This is a genomic window from Thermostichus sp. MS-CIW-26 (assembly GCF_054059115.1).
The window spans coordinates 1-21,406 of record NZ_JBSSBV010000043.1; the positions used below are offsets into that span (position 1 = coordinate 1).

At 55.9% G+C, this 21,406-nt stretch carries 18 protein-coding genes and 1 CRISPR repeat array; of the genes, 4 read left to right on the plus strand and 14 right to left on the minus strand.

What is annotated here, in order from left to right:
- The first annotated feature begins 100 nt into the window (after positions 1-100).
- Positions 101-751 (plus strand): dTMP kinase, encoded by a 651-nt coding sequence (gene tmk / locus ACVWZU_RS11720; protein ID WP_457445063.1) that lies wholly within the window; start codon positions 101-103, stop codon positions 749-751.
- Positions 752-948: 197 nt separating this feature from the next.
- On the plus strand, positions 949-1,950 hold the full coding sequence (locus ACVWZU_RS11725) for a CHAD domain-containing protein (protein WP_414357355.1): 1,002 nt from the start codon (positions 949-951) through the stop codon (positions 1,948-1,950).
- Between the two features lie 72 nt (positions 1,951-2,022).
- Positions 2,023-3,256: direct repeats of the CRISPR family, unit length 36 nt; unit sequence GTTTCCAATTTCTAGGGATCCCCCCGAAGGGGGAAC.
- Positions 3,257-4,380: 1,124 nt separating this feature from the next.
- Here the strand turns inward: ACVWZU_RS11725 and cas2 are convergent.
- The 10 genes from cas2 to csx2 all read right to left on the minus strand — a co-directional run bounded on the left by cas2 (position 4,381) and on the right by csx2 (position 15,450).
- Positions 4,381-4,659, minus strand: a complete 279-nt coding sequence (gene cas2, locus ACVWZU_RS11730) for a CRISPR-associated endonuclease Cas2 (protein WP_414329659.1) — start codon at positions 4,657-4,659, stop codon at positions 4,381-4,383.
- Positions 4,659-5,648: a CRISPR-associated endonuclease Cas1 gene (gene cas1 / locus ACVWZU_RS11735; RefSeq protein ID WP_457445040.1), complete on the minus strand. Its 990-nt coding sequence runs from the start codon at positions 5,646-5,648 to the stop codon at positions 4,659-4,661. The genes cas2 and cas1 overlap by 1 nt, the downstream gene beginning before the upstream one ends.
- A complete protein-coding gene (gene csx18 / locus ACVWZU_RS11740; RefSeq protein WP_414329663.1) occupies positions 5,648-5,947 on the minus strand; it encodes a CRISPR-associated protein Csx18 in 300 nt (99 codons plus the stop codon). The genes cas1 and csx18 overlap by 1 nt, the downstream gene beginning before the upstream one ends.
- Before the next feature lie 23 nt (positions 5,948-5,970).
- Positions 5,971-7,929 carry an RAMP superfamily CRISPR-associated protein gene (locus tag ACVWZU_RS11745; protein ID WP_457445042.1) on the minus strand — a complete coding sequence of 653 codons (1,959 nt, stop codon included), beginning with the start codon at positions 7,927-7,929 and terminating at the stop codon, positions 5,971-5,973.
- A gap of 30 nt (positions 7,930-7,959) precedes the next feature.
- The gene (locus tag ACVWZU_RS11750) at positions 7,960-8,601 is read right to left on the minus strand and encodes a Uma2 family endonuclease (protein WP_457445044.1); all 642 of its coding nucleotides are present in this window, start codon (positions 8,599-8,601) and stop codon (positions 7,960-7,962) included.
- A complete protein-coding gene (locus tag ACVWZU_RS11755; RefSeq protein WP_457445046.1) occupies positions 8,601-8,993 on the minus strand; it encodes a hypothetical protein in 393 nt (130 codons plus the stop codon). The genes ACVWZU_RS11750 and ACVWZU_RS11755 overlap by 1 nt, the downstream gene beginning before the upstream one ends.
- Positions 8,994-9,017: 24 nt before the next feature.
- Positions 9,018-9,788 (minus strand): type III-B CRISPR module RAMP protein Cmr4, encoded by a 771-nt coding sequence (cmr4, locus tag ACVWZU_RS11760; RefSeq protein ID WP_457445048.1) that lies wholly within the window; start codon positions 9,786-9,788, stop codon positions 9,018-9,020.
- Between the two features lie 50 nt (positions 9,789-9,838).
- On the minus strand, positions 9,839-10,978 hold the full coding sequence (locus ACVWZU_RS11765; protein ID WP_457445050.1) for a type III-B CRISPR module-associated protein Cmr3: 1,140 nt from the start codon (positions 10,976-10,978) through the stop codon (positions 9,839-9,841).
- The gene (gene cas10 / locus ACVWZU_RS11770) at positions 10,975-13,956 is read right to left on the minus strand and encodes a type III-B CRISPR-associated protein Cas10/Cmr2 (protein ID WP_457445052.1); all 2,982 of its coding nucleotides are present in this window, start codon (positions 13,954-13,956) and stop codon (positions 10,975-10,977) included. Before cas10 ends, ACVWZU_RS11765 begins: the two co-directional genes overlap by 4 nt.
- Positions 13,957-14,178: 222 nt before the next feature.
- Positions 14,179-15,450 (minus strand): TIGR02221 family CRISPR-associated protein, encoded by a 1,272-nt coding sequence (gene csx2, locus ACVWZU_RS11775; protein WP_457445054.1) that lies wholly within the window; start codon positions 15,448-15,450, stop codon positions 14,179-14,181.
- Between the two features lie 166 nt (positions 15,451-15,616).
- Here csx2 and ACVWZU_RS11780 point away from each other — a divergent pair, with 166 nt between their 5' ends.
- Positions 15,617-16,366 carry a Uma2 family endonuclease gene (locus tag ACVWZU_RS11780; protein ID WP_457445056.1) on the plus strand — a complete coding sequence of 250 codons (750 nt, stop codon included), beginning with the start codon at positions 15,617-15,619 and terminating at the stop codon, positions 16,364-16,366.
- Positions 16,367-16,493: 127 nt separating this feature from the next.
- Here the strand turns inward: ACVWZU_RS11780 and ACVWZU_RS11785 are convergent, their stop codons facing one another.
- From ACVWZU_RS11785 to ACVWZU_RS11795, 3 genes are all read right to left on the minus strand, one after another.
- Positions 16,494-17,054, minus strand: coding sequence for a formylmethanofuran dehydrogenase subunit E family protein (locus tag ACVWZU_RS11785; RefSeq protein WP_457445058.1), 561 nt, complete (start codon positions 17,052-17,054; stop codon positions 16,494-16,496).
- A gap of 591 nt (positions 17,055-17,645) precedes the next feature.
- The gene (locus ACVWZU_RS11790) at positions 17,646-18,560 is read right to left on the minus strand and encodes a S1 RNA-binding domain-containing protein (protein ID WP_414351627.1); all 915 of its coding nucleotides are present in this window, start codon (positions 18,558-18,560) and stop codon (positions 17,646-17,648) included.
- 77 nt (positions 18,561-18,637) lie between these two features.
- A complete protein-coding gene (locus tag ACVWZU_RS11795) occupies positions 18,638-19,078 on the minus strand; it encodes an RrF2 family transcriptional regulator (protein ID WP_011432485.1) in 441 nt (146 codons plus the stop codon).
- Between the two features lie 130 nt (positions 19,079-19,208).
- Between ACVWZU_RS11795 and ACVWZU_RS11800 the strand changes: the two genes are divergently transcribed.
- On the plus strand, positions 19,209-20,204 hold the full coding sequence (locus ACVWZU_RS11800) for an AAA family ATPase (RefSeq protein WP_457445059.1): 996 nt from the start codon (positions 19,209-19,211) through the stop codon (positions 20,202-20,204).
- Between the two features lie 24 nt (positions 20,205-20,228).
- Here the strand turns inward: ACVWZU_RS11800 and ACVWZU_RS11805 are convergent, their stop codons facing one another.
- The gene (locus ACVWZU_RS11805; RefSeq protein ID WP_457445061.1) at positions 20,229-21,257 is read right to left on the minus strand and encodes an ABC transporter permease; all 1,029 of its coding nucleotides are present in this window, start codon (positions 21,255-21,257) and stop codon (positions 20,229-20,231) included.
- Between the last annotated feature and the right edge of the window lie 149 nt (positions 21,258-21,406).

The following is a 21,406-nucleotide window of genomic DNA, read 5'->3' on the forward strand; positions in this document are numbered from 1 at the left end:
ACTCCGTCCCGCTGACGCGAACAGAGATAGGCAGGATGCGATCGCTTCTTTCCTGAACCATGTTCAGGAGAGTTCAGCGTGAATGTATCAGGACGACGGTGTGTTCATCACCCTAGAAGGCGGGGAAGGGGTGGGCAAAACCACCCAACAGGCCCTCTTGGTTGAGCGGCTGCGCCAAGAAGGCTACGCTTGCCTGTGTACCCGCGAGCCGGGGGGCACGGCGCTGGGCAAAACGCTGCGGGAGCTGTTGCTGCACGGGGATCCCTTTAGCCCTCTGGCGGAGTTGCTCCTGTACGCGGCGGATCGGGCTGAACACGTGAGCAAGGTCATCGCGCCGGCTCTGGCGGCAGGGCAGGTGGTCGTTTGTGATCGCTTTACCGATTCCACCTTGGCCTATCAAGGCTATGGCCGGGGCATAGATCTGGATCTGATCCGGCAGCTCAACCGATGGGTCACCGACGGGCTACAGCCGGATCTCACCCTGTGGCTGGATCTGCCCCCCGAGGTGGGGCTAGAACGAGCTCGCTCTCGTTCTTCTGGCGCAGTTGAGCTAGCGGTGCAGAGCACTAACGAGCAAGAAGGCCTAGAGTTCCACCGGCGGGTTTACTGCGGATTCGAAACCCTGGCCGCTGCAGAACCAGAGCGGATTGTCCGCATTTCAGCCCAGGGATCCCCGGCAGAGGTGGCTGCCCGCCTCTGGTCAGTGGTCGAACCCCGCCTACCACTTGCGACAGCAGGCCGGGAGCCATAGACTCTGTTCCGCTGACGGGAATGGCGCGACAGGCCAAAGCTCGCGACAGTTTCCCTGGCCACAGCCTGCTCGGTTTACCAAGGTTAAGATTAGGTTAAAAAGGAAGAGGCGGGGGTAACCTCAAGCTATTCTGGATGACCTATGTGAAAAGAGCCTGCTGCCCTCTTGGTTCTCGTTTTGGGTAGAGGAGGCTGGCTGTGGACGCTGTTGCTGCTGAGCTGAAAACCGATCGCGTCAGCGGGACGGAGTCCTTTCGCGTCAGCGGGACGGAGTCCTTGCACTTGACCTTGCCCTCATCTGCGCCCTTGCCAACCGTGGCCGCCTGGGCCCACCAGCTGTTGAGCCAGCAATGGCAGCGGCTGCAGAAACACGTAAAGCGAGTTCTGACCCAGCATCCAGAGGCGGCAGAGTCTCTGCACCAAATCCGGGTGACCCTGCGCCGTATTGGCACCTGGGTGCAGGTATTTCAGGGATCCGTCCGGCTGCCCAAGCCTCTCAAGCCCAAACGCCTGCAAAAGCTGGCCAGTGCTTTGGGCAAGCAGCGGGATCTGGACGTGCTGCTGGAAATCCTGCAGGAACCTTGCTGGGAAGGGATCCCGGCAGCCCAGCAGGCAGAACTGGAGAAGCTAAAACAAGATCTGCAGCAACGTCGAACCCAAGCCGAGAAACGCTCCCGCCGCATTCTTGAAGATGCTGACTTCCTGGCGTTTCAAGCTGCCTGCGAGCAGTGGCTGGCTCACCCCCGCTATAAGCCCCAGGCGGAGCTGCCTCTGCCGGAAAGCTTGCCCCACTTGCTGACTCCCCTGCTGGCCCAGTGGCTGCTGCAGCCAGGCTGGCGGATCCCTGCTTTCCCCGCAACGGAAGCCCAGGCTGAGCAACTGCACGAGCTGCGCAAGGCCACCAAACGACTCCGCTATCAGGTGGAGTTTTTTGCGCCCTTTTACGGGGAAACCATGCAAGATTGGATAGCAACCCTGAAGTGCTTGCAGGATCAACTGGGCCGCTTTAACGATTTGCAGGTTTTGCAAGGCGAGCTGCCTGCAGACTCAGACCTACAAACCCTTCTCCAGGAACAACAAAAACTAGCCCTCCAGGAGTGGCCTGAGCACCAACAGCGCTGCCTGGCCTCTGCCGAGCAGCACCGGCTTTACTCTAATCTTTTCTCTGTTTCTAATTTCTTTCCAACTGGGGATCCCTAGGTTTCCAATTCTATAGATCCCCCCGAAGGAAAAACCCCGCCTTATTGGCGGGGGATTTTTTGTGGCTATAGGGTTTCCAATTTCTAGGGATCCCCCCGAAGGGGGAACAAAAAATTCAAAAAATAGACCGTGGGTATCAGTAAGACAGTTTCCAATTTCTAGGGATCCCCCCGAAGGGGGAACGTGTGGACCAGTGACGGTGTTGGCGGTCGCCGGCTTACCTTCGGTTTCCAATTTCTAGGGATCCCCCCGAAGGGGGAACCTGCAACCCACATAACACCATGGGATTTTATCCCGGAGTTTCCAATTTCTAGGGATCCCCCCGAAGGGGGAACCTCTAGACCACATAGCGTACATAATGGCCACGGTTAGCCAGTTTCCAATTTCTAGGGATCCCCCCGAAGGGGGAACTCCGAGCTATCCACAGTATAGTCGTCTTTCAGCGTGAGTTTCCAATTTCTAGGGATCCCCCCGAAGGGGGAACTCCTCGGAGAACAGAGTATGCCATGTCCACGGTTTAGCCATAGTTTCCAATTTCTAGGGATCCCCCCGAAGGGGGAACACTGCGTGCATGTCTAGCTAAGGTACGCGCAATACGTTGGTAGTTTCCAATTTCTAGGGATCCCCCCGAAGGGGGAACAATTTATGTCAATGAACAGCAACTACTATCAACAAAGAAGTAAGTTTCCAATTTCTAGGGATCCCCCCGAAGGGGGAACACTCTCGGTGTTACAGTATTCCGGGGTGGGGAACTAGTTTCCAATTTCTAGGGATCCCCCCGAAGGGGGAACGAAGGAATTGTAGAAGTCGATTTCAAAAGAATTATTAGTTTCCAATTTCTAGGGATCCCCCCGAAGGGGGAACAAGGAGCAAGTTCTACGCGCTCAGCGTTGCGCATTTATGTTTCCAATTTCTAGGGATCCCCCCGAAGGGGGAACGAACCAATTTGTTCAACCAAATGGATCCTGCACCTCAAGTTTCCAATTTCTAGGGATCCCCCCGAAGGGGGAACGTGAGGGAGTAGGGCTAGCTCTAGGTCTTACAGATAGTTTCCAATTTCTAGGGATCCCCCCGAAGGGGGAACTTGAATTTGTGGATGGTGAAACTATCTTCATCTTCAAGTTTCCAATTTCTAGGGATCCCCCCGAAGGGGGAACATGAGTGAAAAATTGAATATGAGCGGACAACTGAATAAGTTTCCAATTTCTAGGGATCCCCCCGAAGGGGGAACTGGACGAAACAAATCGAGGACGTAATTGCCGCCAAGGCGTTTCCAATTTCTAGGGATCCCCCCGAAGGGGGAACTTGAGCCTTGCGGATCTGGGCTATCGTCACACTTGCACCCTTACCCGCACGGTTTGGAACCCGCACAGGCTTGGGCAACAAAACAGGAGTTGGCTTTGGTTGAGCCGGAGCCACCGGCTTTTCTTCGTTGTAGGAATCGCCGAACGCAGACTCAACTGCAGCTTTCGCTGCTTCGAGCCACTCGTCCGGAGTCCAAATAATGCGCTTAGACATTGTAGGCTCCTTTTGAGAAGTGTGTCTAGTTCGGTTGCTCCCCTGGCGACACGTTTAACCAAGTTTCCAATTTCTAGGGATCCCCCCGAAGGGGGAACTTGAAAAGAACGTGGACAACCGTCCCGTTCCTGTTTGTTTCCAATTTCTAGGGATCCCCCCGAAGGGGGAACGGACAGTATAAAACAGGGGATGCGGCTTCGACTAACTCGGTTTCCAATTTCTAGGGATCCCCCCGAAGGGGGAACCTCATGGCAGTGTGCGACGACTACAATCGCGTACACTAGTTTCCAATTTCTAGGGATCCCCCCGAAGGGGGAACCAGTATACATAAAAATAAAAAAGGAGAGAAGGTGGAGAGGGCTTTCTCTCCTCACCGACGGAGTGGACCAGGCTCCGTCAGCTTGGAGTTCCTCCCAGATTCAGGGTTGGTCCAGAGCCCTGCATCAGGGATTCACCCAAACAGTGGATTAACGGCTCCACTGCAGGCCGGGAAGCCCCCCTCTCGGGCAGGCGAAATCAGAAAGCCCCCCTCTCGGGCAGGCGTTTCCAATTTCTAGGGATCCCCACATCTTTCTAGGGATCCCCACATCGAGCCACCCAAGTTGGTGGTTCGCGTCTTCAACCCTCTCGGGCAGGCGTTTCCAATTTCTAGGGATCCCCTCCACCCCTATTTAAACCCAAGCAGGGCAAGGAATGCAAGACCCATTTGCGAGGGATCCGGAAAAAAGTCGGCAAAAAGGGTGCTGGCGAGGGGGCTTTGGGGCCGGAAAGCCTTGTGGCGCAAGGCGTCGAGGGATCGGACGAAAGAATCGGCCTTTGCGGCTTTTGGCGGATCGCTCGCGCAGGCGTTGATACCGTTTGAGTGTGCTTTTGGAAACACCGAGTGCTTAAGTAGGAAGAGACTTGCCTGAGCTACACAATGACCGAGCTGGGGGGTGCAGTCAGGGCAGGCCCACCCCAGATTTCCACCTGGGCGAGGACATAGCTAGTGAGCGGATAGAAGCGGACGCTGTCTTCCTCGGGCTTGATCTTCTTGCGGAGCCGCAGTTTGAGCTCCTCGAACTTGTCTTTGTCGAGGACGCACTCAAACACGCTGTATTGCACGCGCTTGCCGTAGCCTTCTAGCAGGTCGGCAATTTTCTTGCGTCGCTTGTCGCAGGGAGTATCGTAGGTAACAACATAAAGAAACATCAGCGAATCCGGTAGGGCTGGTACAAATCTTGAGGATTATAGACGGATTGCTTAAACTTTTTAACTTGCTGCGTTAGCAGATCCCAGCGGGGTTGATCTCCGTCAGGGGTCTGGATGGATCCCTCCATTCTTTGGATGAAAGCTGTAAGGTACTTTTTCCTGCCACTATCACTTAGAAAACAGCCACCATCGCGATACTCAAAGTCTTCTTCGATGTTCAAAATGCCCTTGTTGATCAGCCAGAGGACTATTGAATCTACAATAGGCGCCCGAAATTCTTCCAGTAAGTCCGAAACCAGAGCAGCATGGCGTTCACTGCTAGCGTGCAAGCAACCCTGATAGGGATCCAAATCTTGCAGCTCAATCAGGGTTAATAGATGGTTCCAGAGCACCATGTAGCCAAAGCTGAGCATGGCATTAACCGGGTTAGTGGGCGGCTGTCGAGTGCGGTTAAGCAAAACAAAGCCCCTTTGCTGAAGGCAATTTCCCAATTCCGGGAAATACAGAGCCGCAGCCGCTCCTTCAATGCCCCGCAATTGATCTAGAGACTTGGCCTCAAGAGCTTGAGCAGCCAAATGTTCCAGACTGCGCAGGGTCAGATCCCCTGTTTCAGTGGGGCGTTGCCTGAGCTGCCTCATCAGCAGCACCCGGCTATTGAGCAGCTTGGCTCGCACCATCTGGACTGCCGTTTGCAATCGCCATTCTTCAGGGAGCGCTTGTTGCAAATGAGCTAAGCGGCGGTACCCCCTCTCTATAGGAACAAGGCGACCATAGCAATAGCCTAGCCGGGAGAGATAGGCAATAGGAATATTCCGCCTCAGGCACGCTCTCACTACGTCTGTGGTGACCTGGGATCGGCCAAAGATAAAAACCTGTTCCAGCAAGGGCAAAGGCACCTCTTGCAAAAGCAGATCTCCCAAATAAACCAGCACAAACTCTTGCTTAAGGCTAAGCCTACACCCCTGCTGAGAGACATATAAAGTTCGCATTATTCGTCATGACGACGCAGATCTTCAGCGCCTCTCCTCTGATCTATGGCATTGCCGGGTTTAGAGCGGCCACGCTCCGGTAAAATCTCCACATCAATTTCAGGACTTGACAAGAAACCTATCAAAATCTCTGCCAGACTGCCCGAAAATAAGCTAGCAATCATGACAAGGATCGTGTTTGTAATTACGGCTGCCAATCCCAAAGGGGCAATCAGTAAGATGGCCAGTGTGATTGAGCCGTTGATTAAAGCTGTGATTAGACTTGTTAGAGCTTTGACGTTGATTTTCCTTCTCGACATGTTGAGCCTCTTCTAACGTTCTGCTACTGGAATGGCCAGATTTGAGCAAAGCCAACTGCTCCTCTCTCAAGGTTTTCAAGATATGTTTTCCTAGGATTCGCAGTTGCCCCAAAAACGGTAACTACTTGGTAATCATCTAGGTTGGCAATCCAAACAGGCGAGGGCACGACACCTCCCTGCACACCTCCGCATAAGAATTTGTCATACCGGCCTTCACCCTGTCGGCCCAGACGATGTAAGGTAGCCAGGGCATAGGGCTTGCTGGAGTCTTCCTCGCCGCTGCAGACTACAATCCTGCAATGGGCATCCACAGCTTCAGGCCCCTTTTCTTTGCTGACCTGACCAAAGCTCCTGGGATTGCTGGGATCAATGGCCTGCCCAGTCAAAACCTGGAGCGCCTCAAAAAAGCCCCGCAGCCGCTTCTGAAAGAGTTTCTGGAATTCCTCTACCGACTCTGGCAGATTCCAAAATGAATCTTCGGAGTTGGGAATGAGGGTGGATCCCCGCCACCAAGGAGCTCTACCGCGGTCTTGGCGAGAGTAGCAGGGCCTTCTTGCCCCCTGGCCAATACCTCCCAGGTGAAACAGCATCCAGGTCAGATTCCGAAAGAGCTTTTGCACCGCTTTCTGGTTCTCCTTTGAAGCATGGTTGTGGCACTCCTCAGAAAGGCTGAGAATGAGGATCCCTTCTTGCTGTCCAGCATGGTTGGGTTCCGGCTCTGGTTGAGTTACTCGCCCCTTCAAAAGATCCACATGGATCCAGCCATGTTTTTGCTGGGGAGTGATGGCCCCAAAAAGTTGCCCCTCCCATTCCTGCACCTGCTTCACGGGCAAAACACCCAGGGCAAAGGTTCGAAACCAGTAGCGCAGCATGTTCTTAAAGGCTACCGGTCGGACTTCGGCAATTGATTTGTTGTCATACCGGTTCTTATCAGATCTCCAGTTGACCACTTGCCGCCCGTGGATCAACTGACCCTCCAGCTCAAAAGGCAGCCGCAAGAATTCTCCCTTGTATTGAGATAGAGTTTTGCCAGTTTGAATCAGCCGACCGTAGCCGGTGTTAACCTGGGATCCCACTCCTTGCTCCAGCCCGCGGATGAGCCATTCTTTCACTTGGGCCAACATCTCGTCGGTGCAGCCTGGCCCTTTACGCAGGCCAATCAAAAAAGTGGCTTGCTTGAGAGAAAAGAAGAGGTTGGGATTAGGTGAGTATTCAAGATTTTGACCGTTCCACTTCCAGATATTATTGGCAATATCGACAGCTAGACCTCCTGTTCTGGAATTATCGGGATCCCCTTGTCTTTGAGTCCTGGTCGGCACAGGGTAGGCATCCAAAAAGATCACCTTGCCAGCACTATCTTTGTCCTCAGCTTCTAGATGCCCAAGCCAGGGTGCCACTGCTTTATCCGCCTCCTTCCAAGACAGATTGCGCTTCTGCATCAACTCTCGAATAGCCTGGGTGCGGGCTACCCCTCGCAAGGTGGAGCTGGGAAGGTAAGGGATCCCCAAGTGATCAAAAGCGGGCAGCAGCATGCTTTCCGGGCCTTTGGCTCCGCCTACCCGAATTCGCCAGGGACAGGTGACCTGAAAAGTGTTTTCTTCTCCGGCAATGCGTTTGATGCGAGCATTTAGAACTTGCAGGCGCGCTCCGTAGTTTGCCTTTGCTTCTACTTGGTGCACCAGATCGACTTTGGTTCCGTCTTTGAAAGGAGTTGCTGGAGCTCTCATCCACCGCAGATATTCAATAAAGCTCGCCGTCCGATCTGGGTTGGGATTGGGATCCGAGGGATGCCCTAACCAGGGAGAAGGTTGGGAATGGTTGCCGCCCCCTCCACCACCACTCCCCCCTCTCTGATTGGGGGGATGGCCTCCTCCTCGACTTCCTGAACTTGGCGGACGGCTGGGATCCCCTTGCTGAGGTGAGCCTGGTCTTCCAGGACGGGGAAGGGGTTGTGGAGCGTTGGCAGGACGATTGCTAGGCATTTGATCTTCTCCTAAAGCTGGAAAGCAGTACTAGGAATTGCGAAGCGTTTCCCGAAATTCGCGCAACATAGCGCTGGTGCCAATTTCTAAGGCGCGTCGAATAAGTTGAGGTACAAGACTGGAGATGTCGAAGTCTGGAAAAAGCCGGCTGCAGCTCGATTCTACGTAGTCTTCTCCCTGGAGAATAAATATCCGCAAACTTCGCTCACCCAAGAGCCAAACTTCCGGCACGCCAATAGCTTTATAGGCATCGATAAAGGTCCGGGAAGTAACGTCGGACTCAATGGCCAGATCAGGCGGAGGCAACAGATCGACATCGATCCTTCCCTCACACCCTCGCACCTGCTCTAGGTGATGGACATAAAAGCAGGTGTCAGGCTCTACTCCAACGCTGCCAGGCTTTTTAAGGGTTGTTGAGCCAAAATCTTCCCAGTCTCTCCCTTGAGCATCCAGAATAGCTGAGACAATGTAGCCGGCAATGCGGTGAGGGCGCTCGTGTTTGGATAAGGGAGACATAATCTCTAAAGTGCCGTTGTAATAGGCAACGCGAGTGTGGCGGTCTTCCCCTAACTCCTCCAAAATGCTCTCAAAGTCTTGCCAAGTCAGCGAATGGATAACCACTTGGCTTCCTTCATACAGGGAAATAGACTGGATTGGAATGGCTACGCTCATTATTCCCCTCCGCTAACGTCATGGTAAATGGCTGTAGCCCAGAAGCTGAATTCTTGTGCCAAGGCAAGTCCCAGTCCTGTTAAGCCCAGGTACTCTTCAACTTCTAATCTCATGAGGCGATCTAGGCCGTCGGATTTGGAGATTCCATTCTGACCGGAGATCTTTTCTAGGCAATCGAAAAACTCCTTGACCACCTCTTTTTTGCCCTCTTGGCTAAGGGCATCTTCTTCGGCCTTGAGGCGCAGCAAACCCCAGGTGGAAAGATAGGTGTACAGCTCCACAGCCTGGTTCTTCTGCTCTTTTAGCCTTTCTGTATCCTTGGTTTGTGCTCTGAGCTGGCACAGGGATTCGTAAACGGGCTTGGCCATTGTGCGCGGATCAAAGCTATTCATAAAACCTCCCTCCTAGGTTGAGATCTAATCCAAAGACAGCTCCACAAAGCCTCGGCCCAAGCTTTCCTGGCCGCCAATCTGCATAATCTGGTTGGATTGCAGCAGATCTCGAAGCTCTTTCATTGCCTCCTCAGAACTGCCATTTGCTTGGGCGGTAACCCCCCAGGTAAAGTACATCAAGCTGTCAGGAGGAATGGCCTCTTCATAGCGGAAGCCTCCTTCCACAACCTTGTGCTCGCTAAGCTTGACTTTCACCTGCCGCCACAGGCTCATTTGAATGAGGGTGGCACAATGCTGATCTGGTAAAACGATCACGCGACTGATGTTGGGGTCTTTGGTGTAGCTCTTCCATTCCGACCATTGTTTGAGACCCTCCTTGAGAATGGCATCTTTGAGGTAAATGGGTCGGTCGGCCTTCAAGCTCGTACTATAGGGATCCGGCACTGACAGATTCTGGCCTGTTAGCCGCAGCCAGCGCTTGAGCAGAAGCGGGCAGCTTATCCACACCACCCCGTGGCTGAGGGAGGGCACCGGGATCCAAAGCAAGGAGCCATCTCCAATCCAAATGGATCCCTGGGTAAGCTGATCCCCTTCTCCAATTTCGTTGCCAAAGAGCTCAAATTTTTTGTCTTTATCGGCCACGCTGGCCCGCAACCTGCCCCGAATGGTGCTGGAAGGGATGTAGGGCAAATGGGTGTGGGATTCGCGGGCAATCCCCAAGAGGTTGCCTTCTTGGGTGGTGCCGCCAGTGTGCAGAGGGGTCAACAAGGTGAGATAGACTACGTGAAAAGCCATAGGAAAACACTCCTTCATCAACTCTGAAACAGAACTTCAAACACCTGCGCTCAGTCGGCCCAACGGAGCCAAAGCAATTCGCTGTAGCCCAAAAGCCGCCAGCGGTGGAACACGTTGAGCCGGCCATCTTCTAGCTCGGGCTCTTCTTGGTTGAGGGGGGCCGGCTGCTCCAGGTAGTAGATACTGCCAGGGGGCGCGGCAAAAACTTGGGGGGCGGGCAGGCTCATCTGCCGCTGCTCTGGGGGGCGATCCACCCGCAGGCGTCCACTGATGGCAACGGGCTTGCCGGTGGCCACGCTCACCAGGGGGCCGGTAAGGGAGTGAGCAGGATGGGGAGTGGCCAATCGCCATTCCCACGGCCAGGCACGGCATAGGGAACGCCCGTCCACCTTTTTGATGAACACACCTGGGGTCGCTAAGTAGGCCAAAGCGCGTCCGGCTTGGCAAAAGGCGGCCTGAGAAAGGGCCTGCAACTGCTGCCACTGCGCCTGCAACTTCGGACAAGGGGCTAGCAAGGCACCGTGGCCTTCTCCCCCCAGCCGCACAACCACTTCTTGCTGCAGGGGCAAGGGATCCCAGGCTTCGCGATCGGGATCCCAGCACTCGATGGAAAGGGCCAAACTCCAGCCCGGCTGAAGGCGGATGCAGGTCTCCACAAAGTAGCCATCGGCTTCTCGCACTTGCCGCTTGCTCACCTGCAGGGTGTTGTGGGGCCGCACTTCATACTTCAGCGGCGGCTTAACGGCCTGGCTGAGATCCCAGCCTTTGCCTTCCAGCGCCTTTTGCACCACCTCGAAGGGCAGGTAGCCTCCTGTTTTCTTCTTCTTGCTGCTCTGGCTGCCTTCGGGTTCCTCCTCTGCTGGCCTCAAGGAAACCAAGGGGGCTGGCCGGGTGGGATCCCAGTGGCAATGGAAGTAGGGATCCCTCTCGTCCAACCAAGGAACGGGAACAAGGGGGGATCCGTCTTCCAGATGCAGAGGGGCGGGGAAATAGAGCCTTTCGTCGTGGCAGAGAAAGGGGCCCCGCAGCCGCAGCGTCAAGGGCTGGCCCAGGTAAGCCTGGATAGCACCAGCAAGGGTATGGCCGCTAGGAGGAAAGCTGCTATTGGCCCAGGCCCGCTCTCCCGGGGCAAAGGGCTTAGCATCTCGAAACATCCACACATCCAAGGGTGATAGGGTAAACCAACTCATCGGCTGTTCCTCCCCAAAGCAACGGTGCGGTTGCGCAGCACAAAAGCTGCCAACTTGAACCAGTTTTTGATCTCCAGATCCCACGCCTGCGGCTGGGCGGGTAGGCTGTGCTGCCAAAAATGCTGGATAAACTCCACAAGCTTGTTCTGGAAGTGCTCTTTCTGCTCCGATTCCTGTTTGAAGAGATCCCGGCGGCTGCAAAAGAGCGTGGCCCAGGCTGGCACCGCCTCTGGGCTGGGGGCAGGATGTTGCTCCCACAGTTGGGCTGCCTGCTCAAACAAGGAGCTTTGATCCTGCTGCTGGCCCATGAGCTTCCAGTCAAAATCAAGGAGATCCTTCCACTTGTCGAACGTGTCGAACTTGCTGGTGCTCACCAGTTGGTTGCCATTGGCAAACAGCACCCGCACCTGCACGCTGTCTTTGAGACAGCCATGGGCATAGAGGTGGCCCTTGGCTTCTTCTTCCGCCTGCCAAAGGTTTTCCAGGGCAATGGCCAGAGGCACCGAGTGATGGGCAATCACCACGCCGAAGCTGATGGTGGCTGCGGATCCCAGGGTAAAGAGGGGGCGCTGGCTCAAACCTTCGGGAGGCCGCCCTTTTTTCCACTGCCAGTAGTCCCCCAGGTTCTCAAACTCCCGCCAGTCATCCTCTCCCCCCCGGAAACACTGGCGAATATCCCACAGCCAGCCATCCCACTCCCAGAGGTTGGTGTAGGCCAAAACGTCGTCCCCACCGGCGTAGATGAGCTTGCCTGCATAGCGTTGCTCTGTTAGGTAGGGCACCAACTGGCCGGAAAAATCCAGCAGGGCGCGGCTTAGGGCGCTGTGGGTGGCAGGCCCCATGCGCTTGCGGCTGTTTTTGACAAACTTCTGAAAAGCGTCTTTGACTTGCTCCAGCTCCTCCTTGTCCTTGTCAAAGACCTCGCCAATGGCTTCCGTTTGCCCGTTGGCCAGCCGCTGTAGGGGTTGAGGCAGATAGTCGTAGTAGGATTTCATCTTCTCGCCCCTGAGCCATTTGCCCATGTCGTCCCCATCCCCGGCAGCCAGCACGTACCAACTGGCGGGGTTAACGCTGGGGTAGTAGCGGCCTAGAAGCGTCTCGATGTCCTGCCGGTAGCTTCTTTGCGTTTCCTCGTCCAGCTCCAGGTCTTCCACCAGCCAACCGGCATTGAGCAGACGGGGATGGTAGCGCAGGTTCTGCCGGTCGGCCCACGGGATCCCCCATTTGCCTCGCATTTCCCGCAGCACCCCTCTGACCTCCGGGTAGCGGGCCTCCACTGCCTGACAGGCCTGCTCAAAATGCTCCCGCTCCCGTTGCCCTTGGGTTTTGAGGTAGCCGGCTACGCCAGCGGTGAGATCCGGGTAGGAAGCGGCAATCTGGTCTTCATCCAGCTCGCGGAAGAGCTCCGGCAGCACTTTGTACAAGCACCGTTTGAGGGTTTCGGTGGCATTGAGCTGCTCGCGGCCATCGAAGAGCCCTGCCTGCCGCTGCCAAAGCCGCCGACTCTCTCCCTCCGTTATCCACCCCTGCCGCGGTGAGGGATGCACCACCGGCCCCAAGCCCGAAACGGTGCTGCGCGGCCCAAACGCAACGGGGAGCTGCCAATCGCGGGCCTGCTTACAAGCGGCTTGTAGCCGCCGACTTTGCTCCACTGCGGCTGCCCACCAAGATCCCACGTTGAGTCCGGCTTTGTATTGGCGGCGCTGTTGTCTTTGGGGATCCCAGAAGCTAACTCGCAAGAACTCCAGCTCCTCATCCCCGAAGAGCTTTTGCTTGGCCTCTAGGTGATGGGTGCGGTTTTGGGCGCTGACCCAGGGATCCTCATCAATGGAAACCTGAGGGGGCTTGAGGATGCCGGTATCCTTGAGAGAGTGAGCCGGGGATCCCAGGGGCACGGCTGCCCAGTAGTGCTGCCACTGGTGCTCTAGCCACCCTCCCCAGGAGGGATCCTCTGGGTGCAACTGCACCATCCAGCGGCGATCCGCCTGCAGGTGATCCAGCACCCTCTGGGCCAACTGCTTCCATTCTTCCTTGAGGGTCTGCTGGGCAAACTGCATGGCCGCCTCCACCCGCTCTTCTGGCAGCAGCAGCAGGAGCACATTGGGAAAACCGGCGGTGAGCAGGGCGTTGGCAGAAGGTTGAGGGATCCATTCTTCAAATTCGGGGTACTTCTCCCGCAGCCAGTGGTCGATTAACGGCTGGCCGTAGAGGCTGGGGTAGAGCAGACAGTCGGGGCCGTATTTCTCGGCAAGCCGCCAACTCATGCGGGCAGAAAGGTAGTGCAGCAGCCAGGATCCGGCCCAAAAGTCCCGCATCTTGCGGCTGGCTTTGATCAACTCTTGGATGGGGTTGAAGGTAAAGCTCACCAAAAAGGGTCGCGTGGGCTCCTCGTAGCCGGCCAAGCATCCCGCTAGGGCTGCGGTGACGCTGGCATGGCTCCACAGGGATCCGTCTGGAAGCCGGGTTTCTGCCGGCAATAGCAGCAAGCTCTCATCCCCAAACTCCTGACAAATAGCTTGGGGAAAGCACCGCCAAAACCACCAAAACACTTTTTGGGGATCCGTCTCCTGCCGAACCCAATCGGGGATGGCGCTCTCCTCCCGTTCCATCAGGTAGTCTGCACGGAAGCGGGCATCCTTGAGGGCTTGGTGTTGGTCATCGGCCAATTGCCAAAAGTGCTTGCGCCCCGAGAGCAGATGGCTCATCTCCAGTCCAGAGCCTAACCCCTGGCCGCGATCCTCAACCTGGTAGTCGATGGCTACAGGCAAATGGCCAATGGCAGCCCGGTCGCTGGCCGAGGCGATGAGATCGGCATCGCCTATGGGAGAGGATCCCTCGGCTTTGGGAGAAGACCATCCCTGCATCGCTGCCAGTCTGGTCCACAGCCCTTCCTTGGAGCGGCCAGTCCTGTCGTGTAGGGCTTTGAGGGCGGGATCATGTAACAGACCCCAGAGCTTAGCTTGCCAGTAGTAAGACATGGTGTTTTCGCTGGAGAAACAGAACAGTTAGGAACTCCTCGAACAAGGAACAAAACCCCGGAACAAGGAACAAAACCCCGGTAGCCACCCGATGTCGTGGCTACAGAAGCTACAAAACAAAATCGATCTGATCCCGGCCAGCCCTCAGTTTTCTTCAGTATTTCTCAATAACCGTTGTTTGACCAAAAACCCAGAACCTGAGGGCGAACCGATGTCTTTAGCCTACGGAGAAGTGGAAAGATCCCCTTCCAACTTCCCTTCTGCCCAGGTCAATTTGGGAAACAGCTCTTCCAGGCCAGGCAGCAGGTCTTGCAAAACAAAGCTTTCTAGAGCTTCGCTGTTCAAAGGGTCTGGATTCATCTGCACATGGGCAACATCGTTGCGGTACTGGCTGAGGCGAGACCAGAGGTTGGCAAGTTTCTGCACATCGGGAACATGGGCAGCAATGTCAGGAGGCGCCTGGGGCTGGTCTTCCCGTGGAATGAGGGATCCCAGTTGGTGTTCGATCTCCTGCCGCGCTTCCCGCTGGCGGTAGTTGGGCAGCCCCTCACACAAGCAGAGGGCCGAGATCACCCACTCCCGAGCTAAGAGAATTGCCTGCGTGGTGAAGCGTTTCTCCACATACCAGCGCAGCATTTGAAATTGCTTTTGAACTTGAGCCTTGGCATCCGTAGCTCTGTCTGCTGGCAAAGCCAGTTGGCTGTAGCTGTCTTGAATGCTTTGCAACAGCAAGCCAAAGGGCTTGGCAAATTGGCCCACCTCTTCTGCCAACTCCTGGGTGGAGTGCCTTTGCAACCTAAGCAAGTCATCCTCCAAAAGGCTGACCGGTCTTACCAGCTCCAGGGAACGAGAGATATTGCGGATGGCTTGGCCAAAGTTCTGCAGCCGGATGGGCTTGGGATCCCTTTTGCCGAGCTTTGGTTGGCGGTAAAAGTCCCGTTGAACTGTATCCAAAAGTTGGCCCAACTCCAGCGCCGAGCCGGTGCTGATGAATTTGTCGGTAGCTGTCAGCCAATCCAAAAGCCGAACCGCCGGGGTGAGATCGATAATGGGGGTTTCGACCTGGCCAGGGCGGTAGAGGCCGTAGTAGAGCCCCTGGATTTCAACATTTTTGGCCTTGCGCAAAAAGCCAGCTCCTAAAAGCACCAGCACCGGGATGGAGCGAAAGGCGTGGGTGATATCAAAAAGCAGCCGTGTGTTGGCCTCGATGCTGTCAACCAGCACGTCGAAGATCTGCCAGGTCTCTGCCTCGGTTTTCCCTTCAGGAATGGCCTTGGCAATTTTCTCCACGTGGGGGGGTAGGCAGTCCTGTAGATGCTTCCAATGGGTGTCATGTGCTTCTTGGGTTAGCAGCACAATCACCCTCTCGATGTCAAAGAGCTGACAGAGGGCTTTGGCAACATAACGGGTTCTATCGGCTTTCCGCTCCCCAAAAACATACACCGTCTCGCTGTAGGGGCTGGTGCCTAGAGTGGTCAAAAGGGTATTAGCCATAGGGATCCTCTCGATGACGGCTTTCAAGCATTGAAGCACGGGCATCTTCAAGCTACTGCAGCTTGGAAGCCCCCCCTTCTCAAGTTGCCTGGAGAGGGTTCTGGGTTGAATGTTGCCCTATCCTCTCCCGAAAAGTGGCATTCTCTGCTCAGCCGGTGCCAGAAAGATGGGGATCTCTACCCCCAAAATTGAGTGGAGCCATCTTGCCGCTGGATTTGGATCCCTGCTCGACAACTGTTTCAAAACGGTGAAGGTGGGGGATGTCAGAGCTAGCCTAGACAGAGATTCGGCCATCCTAAACAACGGGGATCCTGTGATGCTATCGACTCCAGAGTTGTCCATTTCAGGTCAAAAGCTAACTCCCGAACAGTTTCTGGCCTTGCCGGAGGGGGATATTGTCTATGAGCTAGTCGATGGGCGGGTCGTCTCCAAAAACGAACCCATGTCGCCAAAACGCTTCCATGCTCGTCTCCAACCGGTGTTGTGGCGAATTCTGGAGGACTGGTGCTCTAGCCCTGAGTGTCCTAAGCCTGGGTCAGCACATACTGAGTGGGCAGTTGTTTTAACACGAAAGGCAGAGCCCTGGATCCCAGTTCCTGATGTTACTTACATCTCTAACGAGCGGTTGCCGGTTGAGGCCATGACCGATGAGCCTTGTTTTGCCATTCCCGAGTTGGTGATCGAGATCCTTTCTCCTGGCCAGAGTTTTGGAGCCATAGCCCAGAAGGCAACCGATTATCTAGAAGCTGGGATCCCCCGCGTTTGGGTTGTGGATCCCCAAGCCAAGAGCATCACCGTCTTCTATCCCGATGCCCCGCCGCGCACCTTTACGGGATCCCAAGCCATTCAAGATGATTTCCTGCCGGGTCTAAAGGTGATCCCTCAAGATGTATTCGCTCAAGCTCGGATTCCCTAGGGTAGGGGGTACCTGGCAAGCTCATGAGAGTTCTAGAAAGAGAGCATCTAGCAGAGGTGGCCACCCGCTCGGGTCTGGAGCTGACTGGCTCAGGAATGCCGAAGGGATCCGGCAGCGATATTCCCTGCTAGGGGCTAATGGAGAGGCGAAAGAGCTTCTCATCGGCTAGTTGAAGAACTTCCTGCCCTGCAGCCGCCAGTTGTTCCGGGGGCAAGTTCCGGTATTTGTCAATAAACTCGGGCAAAACTTGAAACTCCACCCGCTTGCCAGTTTCTCGGTGGATGACCACGCTGCGCATTTTTTCAAGAGATTCGACCTCCACCAGCTTCAAGTTCAACTTGCCCAAACTGGCCCCTGTTGCAGCATGCAAGCCATCCACAATGCACACAAACGGGATCTCTGCCGGCGACTCGTGAATGACCTCCACCAGAAAACGGTTCCTAGAAGTGTGGGGAGTTGGACTCATCAAGCCCAGCTCCTGCAAAGCGCGCATCCCCATGCGATAGCCGACCACGGCCCAAGGCCCAGCTCCGCCATGAATTTCCGTTACTCGCTGAATGGCCGCCGCCGTCGAGTCCGTTGCAGAACTGGTGACCGGATGAGCTGTCGCCGGCGCTCCCAGAGTTAGCTGAAGTGCAATCAGCAAAAGAGAAAGCTGCTGTGGCTTGGCAATGGATGACAGGTTCATAGGCAGCGAGAGAGCTGATAAAGAGGAGATGGGTCAAGCCATCCTAAGCTCTACCCTTCGAGGTTGCCTATGCGGGGGTAGGGGATCCAGCCCTCTTCTGGGAACTCTTCCGAAAATCACCTCCTGGCTGAAGAGGGCTAAGACCAGTGGTATTGTCAGAGGTAAGCCCCTGGGCGTTGAGCACAGGCCCCTGCAGGAGTAAGGGTAGTACTAGAGCATGCCTCTAACCCCCAAAACCCTGAACTTCGCTGAATTTACTGAGCTTTAGGCGGTTTGGCAAAAGTCATTGAGAGGGATATAGTAGACCAAGTTTCCCCCTGATCCTTGAGTCCACCGCAACGGTTGCCGGGAAGTGAAGGGGGAAAGCGCTCGGGGGGTATTCCTCAGGGCTTTGCGGGATACCGCCTTCCTGTTTGGACTCCGTCCCGCTGACGCGAACAGAGATAGGCAGGATGCGATCGCTTCTTTCCTGAACCATGTTCAGGAGAGTTCAGCGTGAATGTATCAGTACCGTGATTTTCCTCTGATTGCCGTAAGGCGTCTTGCTTTCCCTCTGCAGGTTTTGCATCCGAACTCGAGGCAGAGATGGGATCAGATGACTTGGCCGTCGGATGTTATTCTCCCCTTGAGTTTACCGGCCCGCTCTTCGGCCTCCTCCATAACCCTGTCCAGCTGCTCCAGCACCTCGCCCGGATGCTTTTCCAGCACCCGCAGGGAGAGGGCCATCCGTCCCTTGGCCTCATCCACATCGATGACAACAGCTTTGATGCGTTGGCCTGGTTTGAACAAATCCGGTAGCGAGGCTACAAAACTTTGGCTGACCTGCTTGATGTGCAACAGCCCGGTTACCCCTTCTTCCAAGTCCACAAACACACCGAAGGGTTTTAGTCCGCTGACTTTGCCTTCCACCACTTGGCCACTGGTGTAGCGGCTCAGGTTCTCGGACTTTACAGCCGCCCTTTGGGAGAGCACCAGCTTGTTGGCTTCTGGGTTCACCTCGATAAAGCTTGCTGTCAAGGATTGCCCCACCAACTCCTCCAGACTTTCCCGTTGGCTGAGGTGGGAGCGGGGAATGAAGCCGCGCAGCCCCTGCACATCCACCACCACCCCCCCTTTGTTGGTGGCGATCACCGGAACGGTTACCGTCTGGCCGTTGGCTTGCTTCTGGGCCAGCTCTTCCCAAAGCCGCTTCAGCCTCAGCCGCCGCGCCGAGAGCACAATTTGTCCCTCTGCATCTTCTCGCAAGATGAGAAACTCGGCTTCTGTTTTTAGGGGAAAGAGGGCACTCAAATCTTCCCCTGGGCGGATCCCTGCTTCCTTGAGGGGCAAAAAGGCCGGGGATTTGCCGCCAATATCCACCAGAGCGCCATCGTTCTGATGTTGGAAGATGCGGCCTTGCACCACCTGCCCCGGTTGAAAGCTGAGGTTTTGCTTGTCTAAAGCCTGGGCAAAATCTTCCGCGGAAAACGTATCGGCAGCCTGAGAGCGAGAAGAGCGAACGGTCATGGAAGGGCTCAATTCGAAAAGCAATGTGTTTCAGGATAACCCAAAACCTTCCAAGGATCCCAGCTCCAGCCTCTGGCCTAGATGTAGTACATGAGCCGAGCCTGTTGCTGTTGTGCCTGCCGGTCGCAGAGGTCTTGCAGGGTGGTCTTCTGGAGAATGGCTACCGCCGCAGCTTGGGCATCTTGCCAGGCCTTCAGGAGCACTTCCCGCTCTGGGGTGAGATCGCCCGAGGGCAAGTCGCGGGAGCGGCTGAGATCTTCCCCCTCGATGGCCTGGATAACATCCAGCAGCGAGATCTGCCAGGGTGCTCGGGCCAGGAAATAGCCTCCCTTGGATCCCCGTTGGCTGCGCACCAACCCCTGTCTGCGCAAGGTGGCCAGCAATTGCTCCAAGTAGCGGTCGGGTATGGACTGATGAGCCGCAATTTCTTTAATCTGCAGCACCTGGCCATCGCTGTAGTGCTGGGCCAATTCCAGAAGGGCCAGGAGAGCATATTCACTTTTGCAAGACAGTTCCAAGATATCCATCCTTGTGGAGGGCTTAGGTCTATGATACTCCGGTTTTTCACTGGGGTTTAGCGGGATCCCGCCCTGAGCTGGCAATGGGATCCAGCCTGTAAGGTGGAATAGGCCCCTTTGGGAATGGTTTATGGCGAGTGTCGGCAGCCGGTCTGGTTCGGCACGGATCCCAGCGGAGCGATTACAAACCTTGCACCAACAGATTGGCAAGCTGATTGCCAATATCGAATCCGTGTTTCAGGGCAAATCGCAGGTGGTGCAGGCGGTGGTCATGGCCCTGGTTGCGGAAGGTCATGTTTTGCTTGAAGATGTGCCCGGTGTAGGCAAGACCACTTTGGCGCGGGCCATCGCCCACAGTTTGGGAGCCAAGTTTCAGCGGATTCAATTTACCAGCGACCTATTGCCGACAGATATCCTTGGCCTCACCCTTTTCAACAAAGAAAAAGGGGATTTTGAATTTCGTCCCGGCCCCATTTTTGCCCACGTGGTCTTGGCGGATGAAATCAATCGCACCTCGCCCCGCACCCAAAGTGCCCTGCTGGAGGCAATGGCGGAAAAGCAGGTTTCGCTGGACGATCGCACCTACCCGCTGCCCAGCCCATTTATGGTGTTGGCCACCCAAAATCCTTTGGAGTACCACGGCACCTATCCCCTACCAGAAAGCCAGTTGGATCGGTTTTTGGTACGGCTGTCGATTGGCTACCCCAGCCCTGAGGTAGAGCGAGCTTTACTCTTGCAACGGCAACAGGCCGAGCCGGTGGATGCTCTGCAGCCGGTTCTCTCCCTGATGGAGTTGCGAGAGATTCAGTCGGCGGTGGATCAGGTGTATTTGGATGGATCCCTGGCGGACTATCTTCTGCAGGTGGTGCAGGCCACTCGCGTGTCCAAGCTGCTGCGGGCGGGGGTATCCACCCGTGGAGCCCTGGCCTTGGCGCGGGCAGCACGGGCTCAGGCGCTGGTGAAAGGGCGCAGCTTTTGTCTACCAGAAGATCTGCAAGCACTGTTCGTGCCGGTACTGACCCATCGGGTTTCTCTGGCCGGGTCGGGAGAGATGGCCGGCAACCGACGGCAAGAGGCTGAGGCGGTGATTCGGGATATTGTCTCCACAATTGAGCCGCCTGTTTGAGGGATCCGTAGCAGCAATGGTTAACTACAGCAGTGAGTCGGGTCGGATCCGGGGATCCATCCACATCAGGAGCAAATCGGCCAACAAATTGCCCAGAATGAGCATCACGGCCCCCAGCAGAAGCCCCGCCATCACCACATTGATGTCGAAACTTTGAACAGCCTCCAAGAGCAGCTTGCCCAGCCCCGGCCAATTGAAGAAAAACTCGGCAATAAAAGAGCCGCTGAGCAGATTGGCAAACTCAAAGCCCAAGATCGTGATCAAGGGGTTGACGGCGTTGCGCAGCGCGTGCAACCAGATCACCCGCCACTCTGGGATCCCACGGGCCCGCGCCGCCTGGATGTATTCCTGCCGCAGCACATCCAAGAAATTGCCGCGCGTAATCCGCTGCAGCCCGGCAAAGCTGGTGATGCTCAGGGCCAGCGTGGGCAGGAGCAGGTGGCGGCCCAGATCCAGCAACTTTTCCCCCAAACTAAGCTCGGCAAAATAAACACTGGTCATCCCCCCTACCGGCAGCCAGCTCACGTTTTGGGCCACAATTAGCAGCAAAATGGCCAGCACGAAGCTGGGCATGGCCTGGCCCAGGTAGCTGAGCAACTGCAACGCCCGATCCAGGGGGGTGTTCTGCCGCAGCGCCCCCAGGATCCCTAGGGGAATGGCGATCAGCCAAGTCAGCACCACAGAGGACACCGCCAACAGCAAGGTAGCGCCGGCGCGGGAGAGGATGAGCTGTGCTACCGGCACGCGATAGGTGTAGCTCACCCCGAAATCCCCTTGCAGCAGGTTGCCCAGCCAGGTCAAGTACTGCCAAACCAAGGGCTTATCCAACCCCAGCCGCGCTTCCTCTTGGGCAATAAACTCCTGGCTGACACTGGGATCCGCCCGCAAGGGATCCAAAAAATCTCCGGGGGCCAGCTGCAAGAGCAAAAAGCTGAGCACCGTGATCAACAGCAGCACCGGCACCGCTTGGGTCAGCCGCTGCAAAACCAAGGCCAGCGGCGGCCAAAGGCCAAAAGCGCGGGAACGGGAAGGCGGAGAAGAGGTTACAGCCACAGATGCAGATGGATATTCGGATATGCTCTTTGAGTTGGATTCTTGTCGAACTATGGTAAACTACCCGGCTCCGACCGCTAAGCGGTACGGAGCGGGCTTTCAGTAGCCCTGAGCCTGCTCTGCTCTACCAGAGAACAAAACAAGCCCGG

Bases quoted from the DNA above. Each gene is read 5' to 3' on its own strand.
- cas2 (WP_414329659.1), bottom strand. From the start codon at position 4,659: ATGTTTCTTTATGTTGTTACCTACGATACTCCCTGCGACAAGCGACGC.
- cas1 (WP_457445040.1), bottom strand. From the start codon at position 5,648: ATGCGAACTTTATATGTCTCTCAGCAGGGGTGTAGGCTTAGCCTTAAG.
- csx18 (WP_414329663.1), bottom strand. From the start codon at position 5,947: ATGTCGAGAAGGAAAATCAACGTCAAAGCTCTAACAAGTCTAATCACA.
- ACVWZU_RS11745 (WP_457445042.1), bottom strand. From the start codon at position 7,929: ATGCCTAGCAATCGTCCTGCCAACGCTCCACAACCCCTTCCCCGTCCT.
- ACVWZU_RS11750 (WP_457445044.1), bottom strand. From the start codon at position 8,601: ATGAGCGTAGCCATTCCAATCCAGTCTATTTCCCTGTATGAAGGAAGC.
- ACVWZU_RS11755 (WP_457445046.1), bottom strand. From the start codon at position 8,993: ATGAATAGCTTTGATCCGCGCACAATGGCCAAGCCCGTTTACGAATCC.
- cmr4 (WP_457445048.1), bottom strand. From the start codon at position 9,788: ATGGCTTTTCACGTAGTCTATCTCACCTTGTTGACCCCTCTGCACACT.
- ACVWZU_RS11765 (WP_457445050.1), bottom strand. From the start codon at position 10,978: ATGAGTTGGTTTACCCTATCACCCTTGGATGTGTGGATGTTTCGAGAT.
- cas10 (WP_457445052.1), bottom strand. From the start codon at position 13,956: ATGTCTTACTACTGGCAAGCTAAGCTCTGGGGTCTGTTACATGATCCC.
- csx2 (WP_457445054.1), bottom strand. From the start codon at position 15,450: ATGGCTAATACCCTTTTGACCACTCTAGGCACCAGCCCCTACAGCGAG.
- ACVWZU_RS11780 (WP_457445056.1), top strand. From the start codon at position 15,617: ATGGGGATCTCTACCCCCAAAATTGAGTGGAGCCATCTTGCCGCTGGA.
- ACVWZU_RS11785 (WP_457445058.1), bottom strand. From the start codon at position 17,054: ATGAACCTGTCATCCATTGCCAAGCCACAGCAGCTTTCTCTTTTGCTG.
- ACVWZU_RS11790 (WP_414351627.1), bottom strand. From the start codon at position 18,560: ATGACCGTTCGCTCTTCTCGCTCTCAGGCTGCCGATACGTTTTCCGCG.
- ACVWZU_RS11800 (WP_457445059.1), top strand. From the start codon at position 19,209: ATGGCGAGTGTCGGCAGCCGGTCTGGTTCGGCACGGATCCCAGCGGAG.